We start from the raw sequence: 22,165 nt of genomic DNA, 5'->3' as shown, positions 1-22,165 counted from the left end.
CGCAGCCTACTGCTGCGGATTGTTACGCTGTTGCATGCGCTCGCGAAACTGTTCGCGGTTTTCTTCTCTCATCTGCTCGTATGCCTGCTTCTGATCGCTGGTCAGCACGGCTTCAATCTTCTTGTCGCTATCGGACATGATCGATTTGGCCTTGCGAGCTTTCCGGAATCCTCTCCCTGAGTTGTCGGCCATCAGCGCCTTCATTTGTGACTGCCTGTCCGCGATGATGGGCGTGATTTTACTTTTCTGATCATCTGTCAGATTCAGTTTGCTGCTCATTCTGGCAACTACCTGCTCCGGAGTAGGCCAGCCTCCGGTTGTTTGAGGAGCAGAGGCATCCTGACTGGTTGAACTGCTTGTTGCGGATTGGCCCAAGGCAAGATACGAGCCCGGAATGGCGAAAGCTATAAAACATGCAATTAATAAGTGCTTCGATTTCATGTTTCCTCCTATCTCGAATCTAGGGCAGACTTAGCTGGAAAATCTCAGTGATATGTGTAAAGTTTTGTCGGAGACAAAGCACCTGCGCTTTCGGGTCGCGCATAATAGCTTTATATCCAGCTGATGCTCGATGACTTATGGTGTTTCTATGGATAGTTCCATCCTGCTGATAGATGACGACACAGAGCTTTGCGAGTCACTAACTCGCCTGTTGAAGATGGACCGCTTTGAAGTATCGTCTGCCCATAACATAGCTGGCGGCAACTTGGAGCTACGGTCGAAGCGATACGATCTTGTAGTTCTTGATGTCATGCTGCCGGATGGCGATGGGCGTGATCTGCTTGCGCAGATTCGCACACGCTCGGATGTCCCCGTGATCATGCTCACCGCAAAAGGCGATGCCGGCGACCGGATTGCCGGATTGGAGAATGGTGCAGATGATTACATCGCCAAGCCTTTTGTTCCAGGTGAGCTCGTTGCGCGCATTCGTGCTGTTCTGCGGCGACGTTTGGGAGGGAAGGCTGATGTTCTTATGGCAGGAGACCTGAGGATCGAGATTTCTTCGAGAAGGGTCTTTAAAGACGGTAATGAGGTAGCTCTTACGTCAGCTGAGTTCGATATTTTGCTCATGCTAGTTCGAAAGAGCGGTGAATGTGTGACGCGCGACGAACTCACTGAGCAGGTATTAGGTCGCGCGGTTGGCGTTGCTGATCGAGCTATCGACAATCACGTCAGCAGTCTGCGCCGAAAGCTCGGAGCTCAGACCGGAACTGCTGAAAGAATCCGCAGCATTCGCTACCTTGGCTACTGCTATACGGGATTTCCCCATGCGTAGCCTTTTTGTGCGTGTGTTCCTTGCCTTCTGGCTGGCTACGGTACTGGTGGTTGTAAGTCTGACTATCATCACTGCAGTAACGAATGCCCGGCCTCTCTCTCATCGATGGCTGACGCATTCGCTCGATCTCTATGCAGAGACGGCCATCGATGCTTATGAACACGGTGGTGAAGCAAGGCTGAATGAATATCTGTCGGACATTCAAACCGATTCTCAGATTTCCGCCACGTTGCTTAGAGATGATGCCAATCTCTCGGGCATTCCTGTTCCGGGTGCTGCGGTAGACCTGCTGGCCCATGCCAGAAGCGCACAGCAATCAGAATTTTCCTTCAAATCTCCTTGGCTCGGCGTTGTGCGGAAGGTGAGGGACGGAAATACTTACTTTTTCGTGGCGCAGGTGCAGCCGGCAAGAGTGTTTGGCAACTTTGGCGATCCGGACAAACGTCCCGTTCGACTGATCGTTGCCTTTGTAATTTCTGTAGTCATCTGCAGCCTGCTTGCACGCAGTATCACGAGGCCGATTCGCAGCCTTCAGAGTGCAGCGATGGATATTGCGGGCGGGGACCTTACCGCACGCGTATCACCGGCTCTGGCTGGTCGGCACGATGAAATCGCTCTTCTGGCTCGTGACTTCGACCGCATGGCAGAGCGTGTGCAGCTTCTGCTTGACCAGCAGAAGCTGCTGTTGCGGGACATCTCCCATGAACTGCGGTCTCCTCTCTCCAGGCTTAGTGTTTCTGCTGAATTAGTACGGCGCGGCGACCTCAGTGCGGTGACGAGGATGCAATCTGATATCAACGTGCTGGAAAAAATGATCTCTGACCTGCTGACGCTTGCACGGATTGATTCCTCAGATAAGTATTCGCGGCGAGAGCCTGTTCACATTGGTCGACTGGTGCAACGCATTGTTAAGGACGCATCCTTCGAGGGCGTCACGGAAAACAAGACAGTCGTGAAGACAGGAGTCTTTGACCGTTATGTACTGGGCGATGCGGGATTGCTGCATAGCTGTATTGAGAATGTTGTCCGGAACGCCTTGAAGCATACGCCTGCCGGGGGTATCGTGGAGGTCAATCTCGCCGACATTCCCATCAATGGAAATCAAACACTCGCGATCACCACGACGGATGAAGGCAATGGCGTTCCGGAAAATGCGATCGAACAAATCTTCGACCCGTTTTTCCGGGTTTCCTCCCCGGATTCTCACAAGCAGGGCGGAGCTGGACTTGGTTTGTCGATCAGCAAAAGAATCGCAGTTCTATATGGCGGAAGCATCATTGCCCAGAACCTGTCCGGCAGCGGCCTTCAGGTTCAAATCCGTCTTCCTGCAGCTACCGCCGTAAACCAGACAGAGATGCCTGCCCGATTCCCGTCGTAAGCTCATTTCTTCTCGCCATGTAGATATTTCTTGTCGATTACGGCCTCTCTTGCGATACTTTCTTTCAAATTTCACAAACCTAAATTGCTGGTCATCAGGGCTGATTTTCCTAAGGAAGGTATCCGAATGCATAGATGGGCGAAGTGTCTGGTGGTGCTATGTTTGTGCGTTTTTTCTGCGGTACTGATGGGCGAGAAGAACGATCACGGGAACAGTGATCAGAATATGGATCCTGATTATGCGGCTGCAGTGAAAGAGTGGACGACTCGTCCGGAATTTATGAGCCCTCTGGTGGATCACCTTCCGGCTTCATCGACTGTGCCTTCTCCCAAAGCCATTCTTGGCTACTACATCGGGGCTCCCAAAAAGCTGACGTATTATGCGGATATTTCGCGGTACTATCACGCGCTGGCTGAGAAATCTCCGCGTGTGAAGGTAATCGATATCGGCAAGACGGAAGAAGGCCGCGAGAACATGATCATCTTCGTCGGTTCTGAGGATTCGATCAAAAATCTGGAGACGAACCGCAAAAACCTGGCACGCCTGGCAGATCCGCGCGGGCTGACCGATGAAGAAGCTCACCAGATCATCGCACAAACCAAGCCCATCTATACATTGATGGGCGGTCTGCACAGCGCCGAGCTGGGGCCGCCTGAAATGCTGATGGAACTGGCGTATCGATTAGCGACTGAAGATACCCCGCTGATCAAGAAGATTCGCGATGAAGTGATTGTCGCGATTTATCCAGTGGCTGATCCCGATGGCCGTGACCGCAATATCGACTGGTATTACCGCTACATGGTCGACCGCACAGATACGAACGGTTCGTTTGAGGGCGGTGTTCCGTACTGGGGCAAATATTTCAAGCACGATGACAATCGCGATATCAACTACGCAGGCCTGGCTAACCAGAACTATTTGAAGTGGTATCTCGAATATCATCCGCCGATCATTCACGAGTTGCATGAATCGATTGCCTTCATGTACACGTACAGCGGCAACGCACCGCAGAACACGAACTTCGATCCGATTCTGTGGGGCGAGCTGCCATGGTTTTCGAACTTCGAAGTAGCGCAGATGGCGAAGTATGGAATGCCGGGCGTGTGGACCCACGGCTTCATGGATGGCTGGTCGCCCGGATACGTCGGCATCATGTCCGCCAATCACAACGGCATGATGCGCATGTATGAGATTTTTGGCAATGGTGGCGCGACCACGATGAAGCGCACTTTTTCCAGGCCCGATCCCGCGGTTAAAGGCGGTATGGCGGCAGGTGGAGATGTCACCAAAAGAGAATGGTTTCGGCCGCTGCCTCCATATAAGGAAGTGATGTGGTCGATGCGGAACAATACCAACTATTCGGAAACCGGGGTGCTTACCGGGTTGCAGCTTACGGCTGCGTTTCCGCAGGTCATCCTCGAGAACTTCTACACGAAGAGCAAGAACTCCATCCATGTGGGCGAGACGGAAGCGCCTTATGCTTTTGTAATTCCGGGCGATCAGGTTGACATGACCAAGGTCAGCTTTGTGATTCATGAGCTGCACGAACAGGGAATTGAAGTCGGGCACGCAACCGGTGAGATCAAGCTGAAAGACGTTACATATCCGGCAGGGTCATTTGTCATTAAGCTGAATCAGCCTTATGGGCGTCTGGCCAAGACACTGCTCGATGTTCAGGTTGATCCTGATCCGGAGCTTTCTACCTATGATGACAGCGGTTGGACCATGGGCATGATGACGCATACGATCATCAAGCCTGTGAGCGATGCCGCCATTCTAAAAACTGCTGTGACGCCTGTCGATGAGTTCAACCCAACCGGCAAGGTGGACTCGGCGAAAAGAGCAGTGGCTTATGCGGTTCTCGACCATGGTTCGCCGAACATGATCACGCTGCGTTACGCGCTGAAAGATGTCAAGCTGAAGGTTGCTGAGACTTCATTCCAGCAGGGCAGCGTTACTGTTCCGGCCGGGTCTTTTCTTGTGCCGGCTTCGGCCTTTGATCAGCTGAAGGCAGCTGCAGTACCCCTTGGCCTCGATACTGTTGCGCTTGCTACAGAACCAAAAGTTGCCAGCCATGATGCGGGGCTGCCTCGTATCGCTGTATACAGCACATGGGGAGCTACGCAGAATGTTGGCTGGGTGCGATACACATTTGAACAATACAAAGTTCCTTACGACCTGATTTTCAAGGAGCAGGTAGTGAAGGGAAATCTGAAGGGAAGCTACGATGTCATCGTGATTCCTGACCAGACACGCACGGCTAAGCAACTGGTCGATGATATCCCCAGGAGCAAGACTCCGCTGGCTTACACCAAGACGGCGCAGTTCAAGTTCCTCGGAGATTACGGAAGCTCAGATGACATTACCGGAGGCATGAGCATGCAGGGCATTGTCGAACTGCATAAATTCGTCGACGAAGGTGGCCTGATGGTCACGCTGGGAAGTTCCAGCGCCTTCCCGCCCGGTTATGGAATTACTCCGCAGGTTGACTCTGGTACGACGACGCCAAGGTTCTATGGGCCCGGTCCTATTGTTTCGGTGGAGATCACCAGGCCCAACAGCCCCATCTTTTATGGATACACGGACAAGACCATGCCTGTGCGCTGGGCCAATGGTCCGCTGTTCCGCCTGGAGGAGACAGTCAACAAGCAGAATGTGCTTATGCGCTATCCGGGAGGAAAAGAGAACGTGCTCAGCGGACTGATGCGCGAACCGGATGAGATCAAGGGCCGTGCCGCTCTGGTTACGCTGCCTGTCGGTCAGGGCGAGGTTGTGATGTTCACGACAAATCCCATCTGGAGATGGCAGAACCTGGGAGAGTATAAGCTCGTCTTCAATACCCTCATCAATTACAAAAACCTGCAATAAGCAGGGCTGGGTTGCCTGGACGAGATGATGAGGTGTCGATCGTCCAGGCGCATGATTGTCATTGGATTTGCTGCAACCTGGCTTTTATGCCCGATGCATACTCACGCCATTATTGCTTGTGGTCGGATTGCGGGAAATATTTCGTTTTTCCTCAGACTTACTGTGAGTCGATCTTGAACACCAGACACGACTTTGTCTGTTACAATTTGATTGTTGAGCATTGAACGGAATGTTCTGAGCACAGCAAGGGGACGTAGCTCAGTTGGTTAGAGCGCTGCCCTGTCACGGCAGAGGTCGCGGGTTCGAGCCCCGTCGTCCCCGCCAGATAACAAAGGACTTAAGTCCGATCTGGCATCGAAAACGAGAGAACAAAAAAAGAACAGTCATCACTCTATAGGGCTTCTCTCGGTGTGACAAGAGAAAAAATTCAGACGAAAAAGGCTCCCGAAACCGGGAGCCTTTTTCTTGCGTATAGCTAAGGGCGGTCAGCCAGCTTTGCGAGCAGGGACGACGAAGAGACCGGAGACGTGACTCAGAGCCGAGCGCTTATCATCTCGGTCGGCGTGCTGATAGACCTGCGTCATCCTTGCATTGGCGTGCCGTAGCAATTCCTGAACGACCTTGATGTCTTCGCCGCTGCGGCCAAGCAACGTAGCAAGTGAGTGGCGGAAGGTGTGCCAGCCGATGTGTTTCGTGACTCCGGCCTTTGCGGCTGCCGGACGAACATAATCGGTGAGCATCGGGTCGAACCAATACGGCTGTTTCCCATCAGTGAACGGCGACGCGAAGACCCAGTCTTCATCACGAGGATAAGGCGTTTTCGTGCGCCAGTCCTGAAGAACCTCAGCCAACTCCGGCAGCATAGGGATGCCTTTGCGCGACGCCTCCGTTTTCATTTTGGTCTCACACTTGCCTACCTTGCCACGGCGCAAGTTGAACCAGAGACGTTCGAAATCGAGGTCCGCCCATTTGAGTCCACGCATTTCGGAGCGCCGCAATGCAGTGGCAGCGGCAGTCTTGACCATCACCGTGACCACCGGCACTTGCAGATGATCCAGGACGGAGAGCATCTCAGCGACCGTGAGCACGTCGGGCTCGCGCAGCCGCTTGGCACTCTGACGCACTGTTTTTATCGGATTCTCGCCCTTATACAACTCGTGGCGAATGCAATGGCTGAACAGGGAGGAGAGATGATTCCGGACTTTGGCGCGAGTGCCGGGCGCGAGATCGGTCATGCTGCGAAGCCATTTTTCAACCGCAACCGGCTTGACTTCGTCGAGCGGAGTGTTCCCCCAATCGGGGATAATTCTGCCCTTGAAGTAATCCAAGTAATTTTGGATGGTCGTAGGCGAGCGATCAACATCGGGGTCGCGCAATTCGTGCAACTGGAAATGACCCCAGGCGTCCCGGACGGTCATCTTTCCGGCCCGTTCCCGCGCGACGTTTACGGACGCACGGAAATTGTCATTGGCACGCTTCGCGTCTGCGACGGTTGGATAGTCCTGGATGGTGCCGATGGTGCGGGCGCGGTGTTTTCGATTTTCGTCGCGATAGCGAAACACCCAAACATCCGGCCCTTTGGCGCGGTGGATGCGGGTGATGGTTCCTTCTTGATAGCGAGTGCTGGACATGCTTTCTCTCCATCACTCGACGGGCTGGCATGTCGACTCTACCTGAGACTCCGCCCAGGCTGCAAGATCAGTCCGGCGAAACCTCCAATGCTTACCGAGGCGAAGGGCAGGAAGCTGACCAGTCCGGGCCATCTTGATTGTGGTCTTCTCATGGATGCCAAGGTAGGAAGCGGCATCACGAGGATGCCAGAGGCGTTCAAAGGGAAGTTCGGATCGCGTCATACTCATGGGGGTTAATACCCCCGGAGGCCGGTTTTCCCGGTTTATTGGCCGAAATAGGGCGGCGCAGACCGCTCCACACACATCCAATCCCCGATGAACCGCGCACAGATCGACAAACTCGCATGGCAGTCCATTCACGAGCGACCGCCGCGTCCCGTTGCGGAAAGCGGGGGATGGCGTGCGCTGGACTATCGGGATCTGGAGCGCCGGTTGCAGGACGGTGCCGAGTTCGAGGACGCATGGAGCGACTTCCTGCACGCTTTCTACGAGTATAAGGACGCCTCGGCGTTCCTCTATCCGTCTCCCACATCTCTGAGCCCTGAATGGCAGGCGCTGCTGGCAGGCGCAGCGGAGTGGTTGAGCGCGGAGTTCGGGCTACCACACCCGGCATGGACGGACGCTCCGCAGTACTTCCTGCCCAGACCCTGGGACCCGGTGGAAGAGCTGGGGCTCGATATGTCCGAATTCGTTCAGGAAAAGCTGGCGCGGAGTCCGGAAGCCTTCCGGAAAAGGAATATCGCCTTCCTGAGCCGCAACCTAATCGCGCTTTAGCATTTTCCTCCTGCACGGCGAGGTAGGATGATGGAGACACCATGAAGGACCCCCACGGTCCGTCCTCCAGATTCAAGAGATTCAAGGTATCGGTCAGCTAGGGTCTGCTGAAGTGCAGCGTCCATAATCAAGCATTGTAAGGCCGTCTGAGGCATTGTCCGGCATCCGCAAAAGGACTATGCTCATCTAGCGGAAGTGAAGGAAGTAATTCATGGCTAACTGGAAGAACATCGCGCTGGCATTTCTGGACGGTTTCGCTCCTTTAGACGATCTGTTCCAGCGGGCAGTCCGCCCGGGGTCTCGGGTGGATCTCATCAAGCCAGCGGAACAGTGGCCCATTCCCAAAGGCTACGTCAACGCCAAGGATGCGAAGAAGGGCGTCACAATATTGCGCCAATGAGTCTAGTAGCTATATGGCGCATGACTGGGGAGCCGCTGCGAGTTCTTATGCGTTCAGAACTCGATATCACATTCCAGGTGAATGGTATCCTGACAGCGAATAAGTAGGCCCGGAGGAGCTGCATACTCCCCTGGGGCAGCGAGCACTACTTGTTCAGCAGCACATCGGATGAGAATTGCTAAGGCCCCGCCGACTGCCGATATCAGTCGGCGGGGTCGCCATTTAGGAGATGCACCTGACGCCGAGCATGCGAAGGGCTAGGACTCGCTCATTGTAGCTTCGGGACCAAAAAAGAGCTTTACGAATTCAAGCGCGACTTCATCACTCTCATCGCCTGAGTCAGCGATCTCGGTCATTCGGTTCCAGCGCTGTTCAGCATCGAGCGCGGCCACCTTGGCCGTCAAATTGGCAGAATCCTTCAAGTCATGAAACATCACTTGCCAGTTGGATAGCAGCCCTTTTTACCCCCGTGGAACGGATCATGCCACAGGAGACGCAAGACGCGACCATCTCGGACGCCATAGAGACGTAACGTGTTGTTGATCCTGAGAGAGAAGAGAGACTCATAGTCATCCAGCTTGAGTTCTCTCAACCGCTCCTGTGCCGCTTTATTGAAGCCTGTCACGGAGAGAGAATGATGGTTCGTGCCCTGTCTTCTTCCACCAGCCTGCTGTTTCAGAGTGGCCCAGGTTAGACCTTCAAACGCAACAAGATGTTTAAGAATGTCTCTCCACTGGGGAGCTTTCAACTTATTCCAGCCCCAATCATCATGTTCCTTGTCGAGAGCATGAAAATGCCAAGCTATTGTTTGCTTCTCATAAGAATTGGGGTCGCCCCCCATCTTGATTGTCTGCTCTGGATCGCCCCCGGTTTTTATCTTTCGATCATCAGGAGCAGTCTTGAATTTAGGTTGGCGCTGTTCTGCGGGAACGGGCATTAGAGGCTTGCGTAATACTCTAAGATCGACTCATTTGTGATGACGCTGTTTCCTCTTTCGCCAGCCGCCAGACCTTCTCTCGCGGTTAGCCACGGCGTTTCCATGTGAGTAAGGTTGCTCAACCACTGCGGGTCTTTCTCCCCATAGAAACCGAGTACCTTATCAACCACATCCTGTTGGTCAGCAGAAAGGCGCTCAGGCTCCCCCTGAAAGAATCCTTTGGACAGACGGAAGTGTCCCCGATGCCTAGCATAGAGAGAGGGTACAACAGGACCATTAGCCCACGCCTCGATCCTGTCTGTAAACAACTCTTTCTCTGTCCAAACGAGAGACCACACCTGCGAGTAGTAGACGAGCTTCTGCAGCTTCATAGCAGACATTGGACCTAATTTGCGCAGAATGTAGTCTGCAAGATCAATCACACGCGCTCGCATGACCGCACCCCTCTCCTGTTACCGAATAGCACAATATACAGGACGGCAACCGTCTCCGGAAAGTTGGCCTGTTCGGTAGATTCCCTCTTATTCGATTTTGACACATTTTGCTCTGATTCTTTCTTTTGAATTTCTGTGCAGGACCAGAACAGCCCATATTGGGTCAACCGGTCCCTCATAAAAAGCACATAGTCTGGTTTTTGACGTTGTTGCGAAAATTAAGCGGCTTCAACATCCGTGTCCGAGTCTTCCGCCAACTCCCAGCGATACTCCAAGAAGTATGCAACCGGATCGTCGGCCCTCTTCAGTTCCCCCACCAATTCGTCATCAGCAACGAAGCGGATGGCCTGTTGTACTTCATCCTCATCGACCCAGCTATGGATCGTGTTGGGATCAATGAGCTGATCGGCTGCAAGAGCCTGAGTGATAATCAGCGCCAGCTTAGCGCGTGGAGTCATATCGACGCCGAAGCGGATGTCGCCATTCTCCGCCGTCTCCGTAGTCACATCGATCAGATGATCGCCGAGCAAACGCTTGACGAAGTCGGGAAACTCTACATGGCTCGGACAGCCTACCGGATACGAGTCCATACCCTCTCCTCGTGCCTGAGATGTGAGCTCCGAGCGCATTTCAGCCTCGAACAATGGCTGAAAATCACGATTCCATCCATCAAAGTATGACGTAAGGAACCCTCCGAGCCTATTCGAATTCTTAATCTTCCTGTTGAGGATCGGGGCATGAATCGCCCAGTGGAGCACGGAGCCTACACGACCCACATATCCGGCCTTACGCACCAGGGTCTCCACGCACGAAGCCATAATCCTGTCGGCGTCAGCCTCTTTATAGGTAGGATGATCGGGGAATTCTTTCTTCAGCACCTTGAGGATATGCTCGAAGTCCGCCTGTTCTTCTGCGGAGCGCTTTGCCGGAAACTCTGTGTCGACGGTCTCAGGTCCAATCGCATCTGTAATTACAGGAGGAGCGAAGGGGCTTACAGGCTCCGCTGCTTTCCGCTCTGCCTTGATATTCCGGGCGACCTCCCTGACTTTGGCCACATTCAGGTACCAGACATTTGAGTGATTTGGCCTAAGCTTGCGTGAGATCAGATCAGCGGCTTCCAACTTCGCTGCCGCCCTCTGGAGCGTCTTGATGTCGAGGCCAGTATCCTCAGAGAGAGTCTCGTATCCTACGAAGGTCGAATAGTCCTTACACTGGTCCGCACGCAATGCGAGGTGATAGTAGAGAGTCTGTTCGGCTTTTCTGAAAAGGCCGGAATCGCGGGCATCCCGCAGGATGTCCAGTGTCGTGAGTGTGTCCTTCATCGCAACCTCTATGAGGGGTCAATACCGGACCGCGCCGGATTTACCCCGTTTATCGAGGAAAAAAATATCCTCGATATAGAGGTCCGTAGTCAAGAAGTTCTCCGTTACTGGAATTTTTGTCTTTCGTGTGCGGGTGTTTCAGGACAGATTTTCTAGCGTGACCGGGTTTGGGCTAATGTTTTTTCCGTATTAAGGACAAAATTTCCTTGAATCGGGATAAAACCGTCCGCCGTATCAGCCTTCCTCAGCCTTTAGCCAGCCTCCTATCAGCTCTTTAAGAGCTTCCTATCAGCCTCCAGCAAAACGACTCCGAAGATAAGGACAGGATGAGCGCTCTCATAGCGCTCTTAGAGGACAGGACAGGATAAAAGCAAAAGCAGAACAGCGGGATATCAATGCCTGTCCAACTCAGCCCAGAAAGGGCTCCCAAGATTCCGCCGCCGCGCCGCTGGTCGTCGCTTGTGCGCAGCAGCAACACAGTCTACCCGGAAACTTTTCGTATTGACAAGTTTTCAAAATGAAAAGATAATTAGTTAATGCACGTGGTGACCCTGAAGCACCTGAATGAAGCGTCTGCCAGATATCAGGATGCCGCCAAAGAAATAGCTGCCTGGTACGAGATCGTAAAGACGGTTCGCTGGACGAGCTTCGTGGAGGTCAGACAGACGTTCCCGGATGCGGACGACGTTGACGGATATGTGATCTTCAATATAAGGCACAACCGGTATCGTCTGGTAACAATCATCCATTACGCTAAAGAGCGTAACGGCAAGCCCACGATGGGCCACATCTATATTAGGTCGTTCCTGACACATAAGGAATACGACAACAAAGCCAACTGGGACAAGGAGTACGGAACATGAGCACAGTCCTCGCAAACCCTGCAGAAATGATTCATCGCGGTGCTCCTCACCTTATCCACTCCGATGAAGAGCTTGAAGAATACACCAAGGCGCTATTCGAGCTCACCGCTAAGGAAGAAACCACCCCCGATGAGGACGAAGCGATCGAGCTCCTCACTCTCCTGATCGAGCGTTATGAGGCAGAGCGCTATCCGGTACCAGCGGCGGACCCAGTTACGGTTCTGGAATATCTGATGGAGATGCACGGGCTCAAACAAAAGGACCTAGTTCCTGAGTTCGGCGTGGAGAGCACTGTGTCGTTGGTGCTTTCAGGCAAGCGCGAAATGAATAAGGACCATATAGAGAAGTTGAGTCGCCGGTTCCATGTCTCACCAGCGGTCTTCTTCGCGATTGGTTCAGGGGCCTTACTCGGTGGATTCGCTACCGCCGGTTTGCTGCCCGTGTTGACAGGAGGTCTTGTCGCCTCTAGACAGAAATCAAAGTAATTCAGACATCTTGACTATGGACCGCTAGGTAGAGCCCGAATCAATCGGCTCCCCGGAGGTCCATCCATCATGTCTGTCTCACCCCGCCGCAAAGCTCCCAAGCCCATCGTCCTCACTGTGCCCAGTCTGCCCGTATCCCCCAAAACCAAGTTCGTCTTTGGCGGCCCTGACGACGTAGACTCGCCCTTGCGCCGCGCCTACGCCGCCGCCCGCCTCTGCCGCACCGCCAAGCTCTCTGACTGGGAAGCTGGCTGGGTTGCCGGTGTCATGGACGCGACCGGCGCGGATTCCCTGACGCTGGATAAATGGTTCCCCACAGTTGATCGGCTCATCGCCGAAGTTCGCGATGAGCGGACCACGCTCGAAGCGGCAGGTCTCGATTGTGATGATCTGCAGGAACTGTCCAATTATGTGGAGGCGACCGGTCAGAAGGTGGTGATTCAGTGAGCCGCCGTCATCGCAGCCACCGGAAGAAGAAGACCTGGAACCGGGACATCCCCGATGCCGTGTTGCTCTGTCACTCAACAGCCAACGCCTTGAAGCGGGCCGAATCGCTCTGTCCGAATGTCGAGACACTCAACAAGTACGTCATGGGCGTACCCGAGGCCCAGGCGATCATCCACAGCTATCGGCTGCTCGCGCCGGTCATCGAGGTGCGGTCATGATGCCCCGCGCCGGTTATCTCATGCTTGCCGAGCAGACACGTCGGTTGCTCGCCGCCAAAACGCCTGAAGAACGCGATGCAATCCGGAGAGTGCTCCCCAAGCTTGCGATCCACTTCAGCGGCCTTACGGAGGAACAGCAGCGCATCGCAACACTCCGCTGCATCCATCCATCCTGCTTCGCCAGGCCCGAGATGCTGGGGATGGAATGCTTAGCGATCATCGCAGAGGTGCGCCGTGGCAACTAAGACACGAGGAGAAGCCCTCTGCGACCTCTACGCGCAGTACGCAGCCGGTGATGCGAGCCTTGATGCTCTGCTTACCGGTGTGCGCTCCTATGTTCTGCGTGAGACCGCTTCTGAAGATGTTAGTCAGATTGTGACACTGCGGGTGTGGCAGTATCTCGACAAGTATGATCCGTCCAAGGGTTCATTTGCGGGGTGGGTGAGGACAATCGCGCATAACTCGGCGGCCAAATGGCACCGCCAGGGCTGTGACGCCATGCACAGGACGGCATATCGCGAAGAGGACCACCTCGCCGACCTGACACCGGAGAGGGACGACATTATGTCCGAGCGCATGCGTCAGCTTATACGGGAGTGCCCTGTAGAGGCCGAATTGATCTCATTGATCGCCAGCGGAGTAAGCATAAAGGATGTAGCCCAGATTCTTGGTCTTAAGCGCAGCCAAGCTGACTACGCAATACAAAAAGTGAAAAAATATTTCGTTCTCGATCGGAAAAAATCCGTGTAGGTGGGTATTGGCTTACAGACACACCTCAGCGCAGCGCATCTCTGGCGGGCTGATAATCCTCAGCCCGCTCCCGCCTCGCACAGGACATCCAATGGTCAAGCGCATTATCGACGCCGTCGCCGAAATCCCCGATCACGTGCAGGCGCTGCTCATCCTGGCTTGTGGAGCACTGCTCTCGATCACCCACCAGCATGACACCGGTCAGGCACTGATTGCTGCCGGACTAGCGATGTGGAAGGGCAAGCAGTAATTGCCGGTACGACCGAAGCGGCCATGTCGTAGAGCCGGATGTCCGCAACTAACCGATTCAGGTTACTGCGCCGAGCACACGCAGACAGTACGGAAACAGGCTGATCGATGGCGAGGTACAGCAGCTAGCAGAGGATATGACGCAGCGTGGCAGCGTGTAAGGCTCGCAGCACTGAGGCGTGACAAGTATCTGTGTCAGCATTGCCTCCTGAGAGATGGTAGAGCGATACCGGCTATCGATGTGGACCATGCTGTACCGATCAGCCAAGCACCAGAGCGCAGGCTCGACCTCGACAACCTGCAGAGCCTATGTCGATCATGCCATCAGCGTAAGACGGAAAGCGATGGGTCAAGGGGGTAGGGGGTCAAAATACCTACGACTTCGGCCCTTCCCAGACCACGCGCTGGGCAAATTTTTTTATCTGCAATTCAATAAACGCCGATTGTAATGCCGAAACCAAGATTATCGATCGACCAAGCGGAGATGCGAGGTTCTCTCGCTGCAAACGCTGGCCGGTTCGCCGACCGGAAGAAATCTCCGAAGACAGTCGGCGCGATCGGGAACCCACCAAAATATTTCGACGCTGCTTTGAAGAAGGTCTGGAAAGAGATTGCCTCCTCCATCCCTGCTGGTGTCGCCGGTAGCTCCGATCGACAAGTGATCGAGATGGCCAGTCGCCTTCTCCATCAGTTCCGGACTGACCCGTTGATGCAGGCATCTCGCATTGCGATCCTGATGCAACTGTTATCTCGCCTTGGACTTGATCCCCAGGCCCGTACACGCCTGCAAGTAGAGCAGCCGCCCGAGCAGAAGGCAGACCCGTTCGCCCAGTTTATGTCCAGCATCGGCGCAACAGATATGCACCTAGATGACATCAGCGACGACAAGCAGGCTAACGTATGCGCAGAGGACTCATAGTTACGCGAAAGCGATTGTAGACGGAAAAGTCCCCGCGTCGAAATGGATCAAGCTTGCGGCGGCTCGTCATCTTGCGGACCTGAAGAAGATCGATTCGCGCTGGCACTTCGATGCGGTCAAGGCGAACAACGTCTGCACCTTCATCGAGCAGCATCAGCTTCCATCGGGTGAGCCGTTCGTCCTGCAAGATTTTCAAGTCTGGCTCGTATCCAGCTTAGTTGCCTGGGTGGATGAAGCCGGACTCAGGAAGTACATCGAAGCGATCATCATGATCGCTAAGGGGAATGGTAAATCTCCCCTGATCGCAGCGCTCGGTCTCTGGTTCGCATTTTTTGATGGCGTACCGAATGCTGAAGTTTACTGCGGTGCGACAAACCTTCAGCAGGCACTCGAAGTATTCCGGCCTGCTCTGGGTTTTGTAGAGCAGCAGCCTGTATACAACCGGCTCGGCATTACGGCGCTGAAGAAGTCGATCTTCTCCAAGACCGGCGCTCGATTCCAGCCTGTCATCTCGAAGGGCAAGCATGGAGCCAGACCGTATCTGGCGATCCTGGACGAACTACACCAGGCGACCAGCAGTGATCTGTACGGGACATTTAAGACCGGCTGCAACAAGACGCCGAACTCATTACTGCTGACGATCTCGACAGCGGGCGTCGCGCACCTAGAGAACCCTTGCTACCAGTTGCAGCAACGGGCGCAGAAGATGCTCGACGGTTCGATGCCGGATGACCGGCTGTTTGGAGCGCTTTATTGCGCTGATGATTCCGTAGATTGGACTTCGGAAGAAGCGCTGCTCATGGCCAATCCCAATCTTGGGATCAGCAATGACGCAGAGAAAATTCGCATTGCCATTGCGGATGCTCAACGCAATCCAGCGCACCAGAACAACATCAAGGCGATGCACCTTAATATCTGGTCTACGGCTGCGTCCGCGTGGATGAACATGCAGGCGTGGCAGAAGTGTTATGACCCTGACCTCACGGATGAGTCAGTAAAAGACCTTCTATGTTGGCTTGGTTCCGACCTTGCCAGCAAGCTCGACCTGTCGGCTGCCATTCGGCTGCATCGCAGGGACATCGACGGCAAACCACATTATTACTGTTTCTGTCGGTGCTATCTCCCTGGAGAGCGCGTCAATGCGCCGGAGAATCAGCATTACCAGAAGTGGTCCAAGCAAGGTTTTCTAACTGCGACACCGGGCAGCAGCATTGATTACTCCGCGATCGAAGCGGACACGATTGCCGACATTGCTTCGTATCAAGCCCAGGAACTGGCTTATGACGCTCGTTACGCAGACCAATATGCGCAGCGAGTATCTGAGCAGACCGGCATCACTCGCGTAGAAGTTCCTCCGTCACCGGCTGTCCTCAGTCCGGCGATGAAGGAAGTTGAAGCTGCCATATATGACGGCAGGTTCCATCACGACGGACATCCTGTCCTGACCTGGTGCATGAGCAACGTTCTCACACGCGAGACCCCGGCAGGCAACTACACCATGCCGGACAAAGAGCGACCGGAAAACAAGATCGACGCGGCAATCGCGCTCTTCATCGCCATGAGTCGCGCCATGCTTGCACCGTCACAAGAAACACAAGACATAGGATTCCTCATCATCTAATGCCTCTATTCGACTCAGCGATCACGACACTCGGCTTGCAGCCGCCGGAGAAGCGCAGCGGGATGTTTGACGATCCTACGACTCCGCTTACAGCCGTCGCTGTCTGGAACGAGTTGGACGGAGGCCCGACCGCATCCGGCGAGCTCGTGAATGAGCGGACGGCGATGGCGATCAGCACGGTCTATACCTGCGTCACCACGCTCTCTGAGGCTGTCGCATCACTGCCGTGCAAGCTGTTCCGCCGACTCGACAAGGGACGGCAGGAAGCAACCGAACATTATCTGTACGATCTTTTGGCATACTCTCCCAACCCGGAGATGACGGCCTTCACATTCTGGTCCACGATGGTGGGCTGTTCTGCGCTGACAGGCAACGGGTACGCGCAGATTGTTCGCGATCCTGATGGCACCGTGAGTGCAATCTGGCCGCTGCATCCGCTCAAAACTGAGCCGATCCGCTTACCCGATGGGACTCTCGCATTCCGCACAAATGACGGGATGAAGGACGGCACCTATCGCATCATCTCTGCCAAGGATGTGCTTCACTTTCCGCTGTTCGCTTTGGACGGCATTAAGGGCGTTGGCCCTGTTCGTGCGGCGCGGGAATCATTCGCGCTGGCGAAGGCCGCTGAGAAATTTGGAGCCCGTTGGTTCGGTAATGGCGCTCATGCGCCCAGCATCCTTATCAACAAAGGCCCGAAGCCTGATCCGAAGGTCCAGAAGGAATTCAAGGAATCCTGGCAGCAGGCTTATGGTGGCTCGAACGCGAACAAGCAGGCGATCCTGTTTGGCGATTGGGACGTGAAGACAGTTGGCTTGTCCCCTGAAGACAGTCAGTTTCTTGCGACACGAAACTTCCAGCGTGCAGATATCGCAGCGATGTTTCATCTCCAGCCGCATCAAGTCGGCGATACATCGCGGCTTTCCAATGCCAATCACACGCAGGCCCAGCTTTCGTTTGTCACTGACACTCTGCGCCCGATCATTACACGCATAGAGTCCGAACTGAAGCGCAAGCTGCTCACCAACAGCACGAGCCTCTATGTCGAGTTCGACCTGTCAGAGAGACTGCGCGGTGATATCCAGACGCAGATGCAGTCGTATGCGCTCGGCAGACAGTGGGGCATTTTGACGGCTAATGAAGTCCGTGAAGATATGGGCCTCAATCCTGTTGGCCCTGAGGGAGATGTGCTCCTCGCCCCGGTCAACATGGCGAATGAGCAGCAGTTCCTGAAGGACAAGAACCTGATCCCGATGACGCAGCAGCCTGATCCGACAGAACAGCAGCAGGAAGATCCCCAGAACCCCAAGCCCCGGAAGAATTGATGAAACAAGAACGCCGATACAGCACACAGGAGTTCCGCGTCTCCCAGGATGAGATTCCGATCATCACCGGCTATGCAGCCGTGTTCGATTCTCCGTCGAATGACCTTGGATGGACGGAGGAAATCGATCCTCATGCCTTTGACGCGGTGATGGCGGCGAATCCTGACGTTCGCGCTCTCTTCAACCATCACCCAGACCACGTGCTTGGACGCACCACGGCGAACACGCTCCGCCTCAGCATCGATGCGCGTGGCCTGGCGTACAACGTTACGCCCCCGGATACCACGTTCGCCCGTGATCTTATCGTTTCGATGAAGCGCGGCGATATCAACCAGTCATCGTTTGCTTTCATTTGCAAGCGCGACCAGTGGACAGACAATCCAGACGGCTCCGTGACTCGCCGCATTCTGGAAATTGAAGAGCTCATCGATGTTTCGCCGGTCACGTTTGCTGCATACGATCAAGCGTCATCGGGAGTTCGCTCTCTGCCGGAGTCAATGCCGAAAGAAATGCGTTCGCGCTTTGAGACTCAGGCGGACGATGTCAGCGAGAAATCTCTCCGCGCCCTCACCGATCAATGCACCTGCACCTGCCCCTGCCCGCAGTGTTTCGCAGGCTCTTGCGGCATTTGCTCCGCCGATCCTCAGTGCCTCGGCGCAGAACGTTCATCTCAGCGCTCATCCGATTCCTGGCATGACGATGTTATGCTTCGTCTCCGTTTAGCCGAAGCTATCTAGGCTTTGCAGTACCCGGAGCCTCCCGGTTCCGGTTAATTCCAACTCCGGTCTTAACCGGAACCCCAAACAAATACGAGGAAACACCCAATGACCCTTCGCGAACTGAACGAGAAGCGCAATCGCTTGCTCGCAGAAGCCCGGCAGATGATGTCGGCGACCGAACTGACCACCGAGCAGCGCAGCAAGGTTGACACCATGCTGACTGATGCCAATGCCCTCCAGGCCGACATCACGCGCATCGAAGCGTGTGCCGAGTCAGAAGAGCGCAGCCTCCCCACCAACCGTCCTCCGCGCGAGGGCTTCGACTCTGAAGCTGCAGATAATCGCTCCCAGGAAGAGCGCAACCGTGCGACCAACGTTGCTCTCCGCTCCTATTTCCGTGGTGAGCGCTTTGAAGCCCGCGACTTGACCGTAGCTGCTGATGGCGGCGTAATGATCCCTGTCGCAGCCCTGCCGCCTGTCGTGGCGCAGCGTAGCGCTGGCTCGATCTATGACATCGTCGGCAAGCTCCGCACGAACTCCGGCGAAGACGTTCGCGTTCCCCTGTGGGATGATACGTCGAATGGTATGGTGCTCGACTCCGCCGCTATCGGCAACGGCACCGACCCCTCCGTAACTGGCGTGACTGTCAAGACAGACGGTCTGCGCACCGGCGATCCCCTCCTGGTCGACAACAAGCTCATCGCGGACCTGTCGTATGACCTCGTGTCGTATGTCAACCAGTCGCTGACCGAGCGCTACACCCGTGGCATCTCGCAGTACATCAACCAGGGCAACACCTCGAACTTTGTCGGCCTGACCGGTAATGTGCCTGCTCCTGTCACCACCGAAACGGTTGGTGCTCTGGGCTACGACGACTTCGTAGCGCTGATCGCGGCGCTCGACCCGGCCTACGCCGCAAACGCTGTGTTCGCCTTCAGCAACGCGACCCTCGGTCAGGTCCTGAAGATCAAGGACAGCGAGATGCGTCCGATCTTCATCCCCTACCTGGACGGTGCGACCTCTGGCTTCGCCGGTCAGATTCTGGGCTTCCCCGTGAAGATCAACCAGTATGCTCCGGCTGTTGCGACTGGCAATGTCCCGGTTCTGTTCGGTGATTTCCAGAAGGGCTATCTCCTGCGCGAAGTCAATCCCGGCCTGGTCATCAAGCAGTCGGCTCAGCGCTGGATCGAACTGAACCGCCTGGGCATCGTCGGCTTCGCTCGCGCTGGTGGCAATGTGACCCTCGCCAACAACACGACCTACTCGCCTATCCAGGGCCTGAAGGTTCAGTAACCCTCGGTCCCCGGAGCCTCATAACTCCGGGGACACTCACCCACAATGTCCAAGAAACGCCCCAAGTCCAAACCCAAGCCTCGGCCTGCAAAGCAGCAGCCCGTCTGGGTAATCCACTACGGAATCTATTAAGCTCCCATGCCACTTTCCTATCGCGAGTTGACGCAGCCCGCAGCCGAGCCGATCACGCTCGCCCAGGCGAAGTCACATCTGCGCGTGGACTTTAGCGACGATGATGCATACATCACCGCGCTCATTACAGCGGCGCGGCAGCACGTAGAGAAGATCACCAATCGAGCGATCTTCAACCGCCGTATGCTGCTCACGCTGGATTACTTTCCGTGGCCGGGATGGGGATCAACCACAGGATCGACGGCGCATGACTACTTCATGCACTGGTATTATCGCGGCCTGACGATTCGGCTCCCGAAGCCAGCGACGGTCAGCGTAGAGTCGCTTTCATATCTCGCAAACGATGGCGTGACCGTCATCACGATCGACCCAAAGAACTACATCGTAGACCTGACATCGGAGCCTGCGCGGATCGCACCGATTCCAGGCTACACGTGGCCATATCAGCAGAACTATATTCCCGGTCAGGTCAAGGTCAATTTCACTGCTGGAACCTATGAGTTGCCGGTCACTGAAACTTTCAGCGTACCCGCATCCGCTCCTTATACATACACGCTCCAGCAGGTAGACAAACTTGTCACCTTCAATGGCGTGACGAACGCAGAGGCTGAAGCTGTTACGTGCAGCAATGCGTCTGGTGCGCTGACTTTTGATGCCTCCCTTGAAGGCCAGATACTCACTGCTTCGTACACCGTCAACGCATGCCCGCAGACCATCATCTGGGCGATGTACCTGCTCATTAAGCACTGGTATGACAACCGCGAGGCCGCGTCGGCCAACAACCTTAAAGAGATTCCGCTTGGCGTTGCTGAACTACTCGCCGGTGAAGTCTTCGACACTTTCGACTGGTAGCGCCAATGCCGACACCGAATCTCAATCGACGCATCCAGGTGCAGCAGCAGACGACCAGTCAGGACTCATTCGGTCAGCAACAGCAGACCTGGAACACTGTCTATGAGTGCTGGTCCGAAATCGACGTGCAGCAGAGCCAGTTGATCTATGCTACCGCTGAGTTCGTGGAGAAGGTCACGCATCGCATCACGATTCGCTGGACGAAGAGCGTCATTTTCGCGTCGAACATGCGGGTTGTATTTATCGAGCCAGCCACCAACGTCACTCACACCTACAACATTGAGTCGATTTTGAATCCCAAGCAGGAGAACTTCTGGCTGACTTTCCTCTGCTATGAGCTCAACGGTGCGGAATGATCGAGCAGACTCTCTTTACTATCCTGAGTACGGCTCCGGCGATCACGACGCTGTGCGGCGCTCGCATTTATCCGCTTGTGCTGCCTACTGGCCCAACGCTCCCGGCGATCACCTACAAGCTAATCGCAGACATTCCTGATCCCTCTCTGGAGACCTCGACCGGACTTACTCGCAGTAGGTTTCAGCTTGAGGCTGTAGGAGCAACATATAACGACGCGGTGAATCTCCGCAAGGCAATCACTGATACGCTGCTGAATTCAAGCCTGTCATTCGGCGGCATCCAGAACATCAAGCAAATCAACAAGACAGACTACTTCGATCACGAAGCCCTGCAATACATGGCCATGATCGAGGTCTACATCTGGCACTGAAACCCCTTTCAAATCCAACTTTGCCCGGTCATCGGGCACACAGGAGCAATCATCTATGCCCACACCATCGTACATTCGCGGGTCCTTGGGAAAACTCGCCACTCTCTCCATCGGCGGAGCCACCGTTCCCGGCACTCCTTCGACTACTTACACGCCTGTCGGTGGCATCACCGATATCCAGGCTGCTGGAATGAAGCGCGGTACTGTGACCACGACTGATCTGTCATCAGACCTTGTGCGTCGTCTCGGCACCACGCTGGATTACCAGACTGTGACTTTCACGGTGAAGAATGCTTCGAGCGATGCCGGGCAGTCCGCCGTAACTGCGGCGGTAATCGCTGGCGACGCTAACGATTTCCAGGTTGTCTATACGGACCGTGATGCGCAGAAGACTGTAACTGTCTCCTTCTCGGCGATTGTTACCGAAGCCGGTGCGATCGATCTTGAAGAGGATAAGGTCAACACCTCGAAGGTCACGCTTGAGGTAGATGGTGCTTGGACGGTCACGTCGGCTGCCATCGGTAGCTAAGCAACTTCTGGGTGCA

The 22,165-nt window shown here is 54.9% G+C and carries 29 protein-coding genes and 1 tRNA gene; 23 read left to right on the top strand and 7 right to left on the bottom strand.

From position 1 onward, the window contains the following. Positions 1–6: 6 nt before the first annotated feature. Positions 7–441: a DUF4890 domain-containing protein gene (locus AC5S16_RS19025; RefSeq protein WP_493931687.1), complete on the bottom strand. Its 435-nt coding sequence runs from the start codon at positions 439–441 to the stop codon at positions 7–9. Positions 442–589: 148 nt separating this feature from the next. Here AC5S16_RS19025 and AC5S16_RS19020 point away from each other — a divergent pair, with 148 nt between their 5' ends. The 4 genes from AC5S16_RS19020 (at position 590) to AC5S16_RS19005 (ending at position 5,846) form a co-directional block, all read left to right on the top strand. Beyond that, positions 590–1,276, top strand: a complete 687-nt coding sequence (locus tag AC5S16_RS19020) for a response regulator transcription factor (protein ID WP_493931686.1) — start codon at positions 590–592, stop codon at positions 1,274–1,276. Beyond that, positions 1,269–2,654: an ATP-binding protein gene (locus AC5S16_RS19015; RefSeq protein ID WP_493931685.1), complete on the top strand. Its 1,386-nt coding sequence runs from the start codon at positions 1,269–1,271 to the stop codon at positions 2,652–2,654. Before AC5S16_RS19020 ends, AC5S16_RS19015 begins: the two co-directional genes overlap by 8 nt. A 126-nt stretch (positions 2,655–2,780) precedes the next feature. Further along, positions 2,781–5,522: a M14 family zinc carboxypeptidase gene (locus AC5S16_RS19010; RefSeq protein ID WP_493931684.1), complete on the top strand. Its 2,742-nt coding sequence runs from the start codon at positions 2,781–2,783 to the stop codon at positions 5,520–5,522. Between the two features lie 247 nt (positions 5,523–5,769). Beyond that, a tRNA-Asp gene (locus AC5S16_RS19005) sits at positions 5,770–5,846 on the top strand. 161 nt (positions 5,847–6,007) lie between these two features. Here AC5S16_RS19005 and AC5S16_RS19000 read toward each other — a convergent pair. Together AC5S16_RS19000 and AC5S16_RS18995 are read right to left on the bottom strand one after the other, a co-directional pair. Beyond that, positions 6,008–7,153 carry a tyrosine-type recombinase/integrase gene (locus AC5S16_RS19000; protein WP_493931683.1) on the bottom strand — a complete coding sequence of 382 codons (1,146 nt, stop codon included), beginning with the start codon at positions 7,151–7,153 and terminating at the stop codon, positions 6,008–6,010. Positions 7,154–7,165: 12 nt separating this feature from the next. After that, on the bottom strand, positions 7,166–7,375 hold the full coding sequence (locus tag AC5S16_RS18995) for a helix-turn-helix domain-containing protein (protein WP_493931682.1): 210 nt from the start codon (positions 7,373–7,375) through the stop codon (positions 7,166–7,168). 93 nt (positions 7,376–7,468) lie between these two features. Between AC5S16_RS18995 and AC5S16_RS18990 the strand changes: the two genes are divergently transcribed. Both AC5S16_RS18990 and AC5S16_RS18985 read left to right on the top strand, forming a co-directional pair. Then, positions 7,469–7,927 (top strand): hypothetical protein, encoded by a 459-nt coding sequence (locus tag AC5S16_RS18990; protein WP_493931681.1) that lies wholly within the window; start codon positions 7,469–7,471, stop codon positions 7,925–7,927. Positions 7,928–8,138: 211 nt separating this feature from the next. After that, entirely contained in the window at positions 8,139–8,327 is a 189-nt protein-coding gene (locus AC5S16_RS18985; protein WP_493931680.1) for a hypothetical protein, read from the top strand. A gap of 257 nt (positions 8,328–8,584) precedes the next feature. Here AC5S16_RS18985 and AC5S16_RS18980 read toward each other — a convergent pair whose 3' ends face one another. From AC5S16_RS18980 to AC5S16_RS18965, 4 genes are all read right to left on the bottom strand, one after another. Beyond that, positions 8,585–8,731 carry a hypothetical protein gene (locus tag AC5S16_RS18980; RefSeq protein WP_493931679.1) on the bottom strand — a complete coding sequence of 49 codons (147 nt, stop codon included), beginning with the start codon at positions 8,729–8,731 and terminating at the stop codon, positions 8,585–8,587. 29 nt (positions 8,732–8,760) lie between these two features. Then, the gene (locus AC5S16_RS18975; protein ID WP_493931678.1) at positions 8,761–9,264 is read right to left on the bottom strand and encodes a hypothetical protein; all 504 of its coding nucleotides are present in this window, start codon (positions 9,262–9,264) and stop codon (positions 8,761–8,763) included. Beyond that, complete coding sequence (locus AC5S16_RS18970; protein ID WP_493931677.1) at positions 9,264–9,698, bottom strand: Panacea domain-containing protein; 435 nt, start codon at positions 9,696–9,698, stop codon at positions 9,264–9,266. Before AC5S16_RS18970 ends, AC5S16_RS18975 begins: the two co-directional genes overlap by 1 nt. Positions 9,699–9,916: 218 nt before the next feature. Continuing rightward, positions 9,917–11,020, bottom strand: a complete 1,104-nt coding sequence (locus AC5S16_RS18965) for a hypothetical protein (RefSeq protein ID WP_493931676.1) — start codon at positions 11,018–11,020, stop codon at positions 9,917–9,919. 536 nt (positions 11,021–11,556) lie between these two features. Between AC5S16_RS18965 and AC5S16_RS18960 the strand changes: the two genes are divergently transcribed. From AC5S16_RS18960 to AC5S16_RS18880, 17 genes are all read left to right on the top strand, one after another. Further along, the gene (locus AC5S16_RS18960; RefSeq protein ID WP_493931675.1) at positions 11,557–11,883 is read left to right on the top strand and encodes a type II toxin-antitoxin system HigB family toxin; all 327 of its coding nucleotides are present in this window, start codon (positions 11,557–11,559) and stop codon (positions 11,881–11,883) included. Continuing rightward, a complete protein-coding gene (locus AC5S16_RS18955; RefSeq protein WP_493931674.1) occupies positions 11,880–12,368 on the top strand; it encodes a helix-turn-helix domain-containing protein in 489 nt (162 codons plus the stop codon). The genes AC5S16_RS18960 and AC5S16_RS18955 overlap by 4 nt, the downstream gene beginning before the upstream one ends. 69 nt (positions 12,369–12,437) lie before the next feature. Further along, complete coding sequence (locus tag AC5S16_RS18950) at positions 12,438–12,815, top strand: hypothetical protein (protein ID WP_493931673.1); 378 nt, start codon at positions 12,438–12,440, stop codon at positions 12,813–12,815. Further along, positions 12,812–13,033 carry a hypothetical protein gene (locus AC5S16_RS18945; RefSeq protein WP_493931672.1) on the top strand — a complete coding sequence of 74 codons (222 nt, stop codon included), beginning with the start codon at positions 12,812–12,814 and terminating at the stop codon, positions 13,031–13,033. The genes AC5S16_RS18950 and AC5S16_RS18945 overlap by 4 nt, the downstream gene beginning before the upstream one ends. Next, positions 13,030–13,278 (top strand): hypothetical protein, encoded by a 249-nt coding sequence (locus AC5S16_RS18940; protein WP_493931671.1) that lies wholly within the window; start codon positions 13,030–13,032, stop codon positions 13,276–13,278. The genes AC5S16_RS18945 and AC5S16_RS18940 overlap by 4 nt, the downstream gene beginning before the upstream one ends. After that, on the top strand, positions 13,268–13,783 hold the full coding sequence (locus tag AC5S16_RS18935) for a sigma-70 family RNA polymerase sigma factor (RefSeq protein WP_493931670.1): 516 nt from the start codon (positions 13,268–13,270) through the stop codon (positions 13,781–13,783). The genes AC5S16_RS18940 and AC5S16_RS18935 overlap by 11 nt, the downstream gene beginning before the upstream one ends. A 7-nt stretch (positions 13,784–13,790) precedes the next feature. After that, positions 13,791–14,033 (top strand): hypothetical protein, encoded by a 243-nt coding sequence (locus AC5S16_RS18930; protein ID WP_493931669.1) that lies wholly within the window; start codon positions 13,791–13,793, stop codon positions 14,031–14,033. Next, the gene (locus AC5S16_RS18925; protein ID WP_493931668.1) at positions 14,034–14,393 is read left to right on the top strand and encodes an HNH endonuclease; all 360 of its coding nucleotides are present in this window, start codon (positions 14,034–14,036) and stop codon (positions 14,391–14,393) included. Between the two features lie 87 nt (positions 14,394–14,480). Further along, positions 14,481–14,951: a hypothetical protein gene (locus tag AC5S16_RS18920; RefSeq protein ID WP_493931667.1), complete on the top strand. Its 471-nt coding sequence runs from the start codon at positions 14,481–14,483 to the stop codon at positions 14,949–14,951. Continuing rightward, on the top strand, positions 14,902–16,572 hold the full coding sequence (locus AC5S16_RS18915) for a terminase large subunit (protein WP_493931666.1): 1,671 nt from the start codon (positions 14,902–14,904) through the stop codon (positions 16,570–16,572). Before AC5S16_RS18920 ends, AC5S16_RS18915 begins: the two co-directional genes overlap by 50 nt. Beyond that, entirely contained in the window at positions 16,572–17,897 is a 1,326-nt protein-coding gene (locus tag AC5S16_RS18910; RefSeq protein WP_493931665.1) for a phage portal protein, read from the top strand. The genes AC5S16_RS18915 and AC5S16_RS18910 overlap by 1 nt, the downstream gene beginning before the upstream one ends. Then, positions 17,897–18,634: an HK97 family phage prohead protease gene (locus tag AC5S16_RS18905; RefSeq protein WP_493931664.1), complete on the top strand. Its 738-nt coding sequence runs from the start codon at positions 17,897–17,899 to the stop codon at positions 18,632–18,634. Before AC5S16_RS18910 ends, AC5S16_RS18905 begins: the two co-directional genes overlap by 1 nt. A gap of 87 nt (positions 18,635–18,721) precedes the next feature. Further along, on the top strand, positions 18,722–19,909 hold the full coding sequence (locus AC5S16_RS18900) for a phage major capsid protein (RefSeq protein ID WP_493931663.1): 1,188 nt from the start codon (positions 18,722–18,724) through the stop codon (positions 19,907–19,909). Positions 19,910–20,047: 138 nt separating this feature from the next. Continuing rightward, entirely contained in the window at positions 20,048–20,893 is an 846-nt protein-coding gene (locus AC5S16_RS18895) for a head-tail connector protein (RefSeq protein ID WP_493931662.1), read from the top strand. A gap of 5 nt (positions 20,894–20,898) precedes the next feature. Next, the gene (locus tag AC5S16_RS18890; RefSeq protein ID WP_493931661.1) at positions 20,899–21,249 is read left to right on the top strand and encodes a phage head closure protein; all 351 of its coding nucleotides are present in this window, start codon (positions 20,899–20,901) and stop codon (positions 21,247–21,249) included. Beyond that, on the top strand, positions 21,246–21,620 hold the full coding sequence (gene gp17 / locus AC5S16_RS18885) for a tail completion protein gp17 (RefSeq protein WP_493931660.1): 375 nt from the start codon (positions 21,246–21,248) through the stop codon (positions 21,618–21,620). The genes AC5S16_RS18890 and gp17 overlap by 4 nt, the downstream gene beginning before the upstream one ends. Before the next feature lie 55 nt (positions 21,621–21,675). Beyond that, on the top strand, positions 21,676–22,149 hold the full coding sequence (locus AC5S16_RS18880) for a hypothetical protein (protein WP_493931659.1): 474 nt from the start codon (positions 21,676–21,678) through the stop codon (positions 22,147–22,149). The last annotated feature ends 16 nt before the right edge of the window (positions 22,150–22,165 follow it).

It is taken from the genome of Acidobacterium sp. FHG110202_01 (assembly GCF_059115305.1).
This window is presented reverse-complemented; position numbering and strand designations above follow the sequence as displayed.

Coding starts and splice junctions, on each gene's coding strand:
- AC5S16_RS18900 (WP_493931663.1), top strand. CDS start 18,722: ATGACCCTTCGCGAACTGAACGAGAAGCGCAATCGCTTGCTCGCAGAA.
- AC5S16_RS18920 (WP_493931667.1), top strand. CDS start 14,481: ATGCCGAAACCAAGATTATCGATCGACCAAGCGGAGATGCGAGGTTCT.
- AC5S16_RS18970 (WP_493931677.1), bottom strand. CDS start 9,698: ATGCGAGCGCGTGTGATTGATCTTGCAGACTACATTCTGCGCAAATTA.
- AC5S16_RS19015 (WP_493931685.1), top strand. CDS start 1,269: ATGCGTAGCCTTTTTGTGCGTGTGTTCCTTGCCTTCTGGCTGGCTACG.
- AC5S16_RS18940 (WP_493931671.1), top strand. CDS start 13,030: ATGATGCCCCGCGCCGGTTATCTCATGCTTGCCGAGCAGACACGTCGG.
- AC5S16_RS18905 (WP_493931664.1), top strand. CDS start 17,897: ATGAAACAAGAACGCCGATACAGCACACAGGAGTTCCGCGTCTCCCAG.
- gp17 (WP_493931660.1), top strand. CDS start 21,246: ATGATCGAGCAGACTCTCTTTACTATCCTGAGTACGGCTCCGGCGATC.
- AC5S16_RS18880 (WP_493931659.1), top strand. CDS start 21,676: ATGCCCACACCATCGTACATTCGCGGGTCCTTGGGAAAACTCGCCACT.
- AC5S16_RS19025 (WP_493931687.1), bottom strand. CDS start 441: ATGAAATCGAAGCACTTATTAATTGCATGTTTTATAGCTTTCGCCATT.
- AC5S16_RS19000 (WP_493931683.1), bottom strand. CDS start 7,153: ATGTCCAGCACTCGCTATCAAGAAGGAACCATCACCCGCATCCACCGC.
- AC5S16_RS18990 (WP_493931681.1), top strand. CDS start 7,469: ATGAACCGCGCACAGATCGACAAACTCGCATGGCAGTCCATTCACGAG.
- AC5S16_RS18960 (WP_493931675.1), top strand. CDS start 11,557: ATGCACGTGGTGACCCTGAAGCACCTGAATGAAGCGTCTGCCAGATAT.
- AC5S16_RS18975 (WP_493931678.1), bottom strand. CDS start 9,264: ATGCCCGTTCCCGCAGAACAGCGCCAACCTAAATTCAAGACTGCTCCT.
- AC5S16_RS18950 (WP_493931673.1), top strand. CDS start 12,438: ATGTCTGTCTCACCCCGCCGCAAAGCTCCCAAGCCCATCGTCCTCACT.
- AC5S16_RS19010 (WP_493931684.1), top strand. CDS start 2,781: ATGCATAGATGGGCGAAGTGTCTGGTGGTGCTATGTTTGTGCGTTTTT.
- AC5S16_RS18910 (WP_493931665.1), top strand. CDS start 16,572: ATGCCTCTATTCGACTCAGCGATCACGACACTCGGCTTGCAGCCGCCG.
- AC5S16_RS18890 (WP_493931661.1), top strand. CDS start 20,899: ATGCCGACACCGAATCTCAATCGACGCATCCAGGTGCAGCAGCAGACG.
- AC5S16_RS18965 (WP_493931676.1), bottom strand. CDS start 11,020: ATGAAGGACACACTCACGACACTGGACATCCTGCGGGATGCCCGCGAT.
- AC5S16_RS18895 (WP_493931662.1), top strand. CDS start 20,048: ATGCCACTTTCCTATCGCGAGTTGACGCAGCCCGCAGCCGAGCCGATC.
- AC5S16_RS18955 (WP_493931674.1), top strand. CDS start 11,880: ATGAGCACAGTCCTCGCAAACCCTGCAGAAATGATTCATCGCGGTGCT.
- AC5S16_RS18985 (WP_493931680.1), top strand. CDS start 8,139: ATGGCTAACTGGAAGAACATCGCGCTGGCATTTCTGGACGGTTTCGCT.
- AC5S16_RS19020 (WP_493931686.1), top strand. CDS start 590: ATGGATAGTTCCATCCTGCTGATAGATGACGACACAGAGCTTTGCGAG.
- AC5S16_RS18995 (WP_493931682.1), bottom strand. CDS start 7,375: ATGACGCGATCCGAACTTCCCTTTGAACGCCTCTGGCATCCTCGTGAT.
- AC5S16_RS18915 (WP_493931666.1), top strand. CDS start 14,902: ATGACATCAGCGACGACAAGCAGGCTAACGTATGCGCAGAGGACTCAT.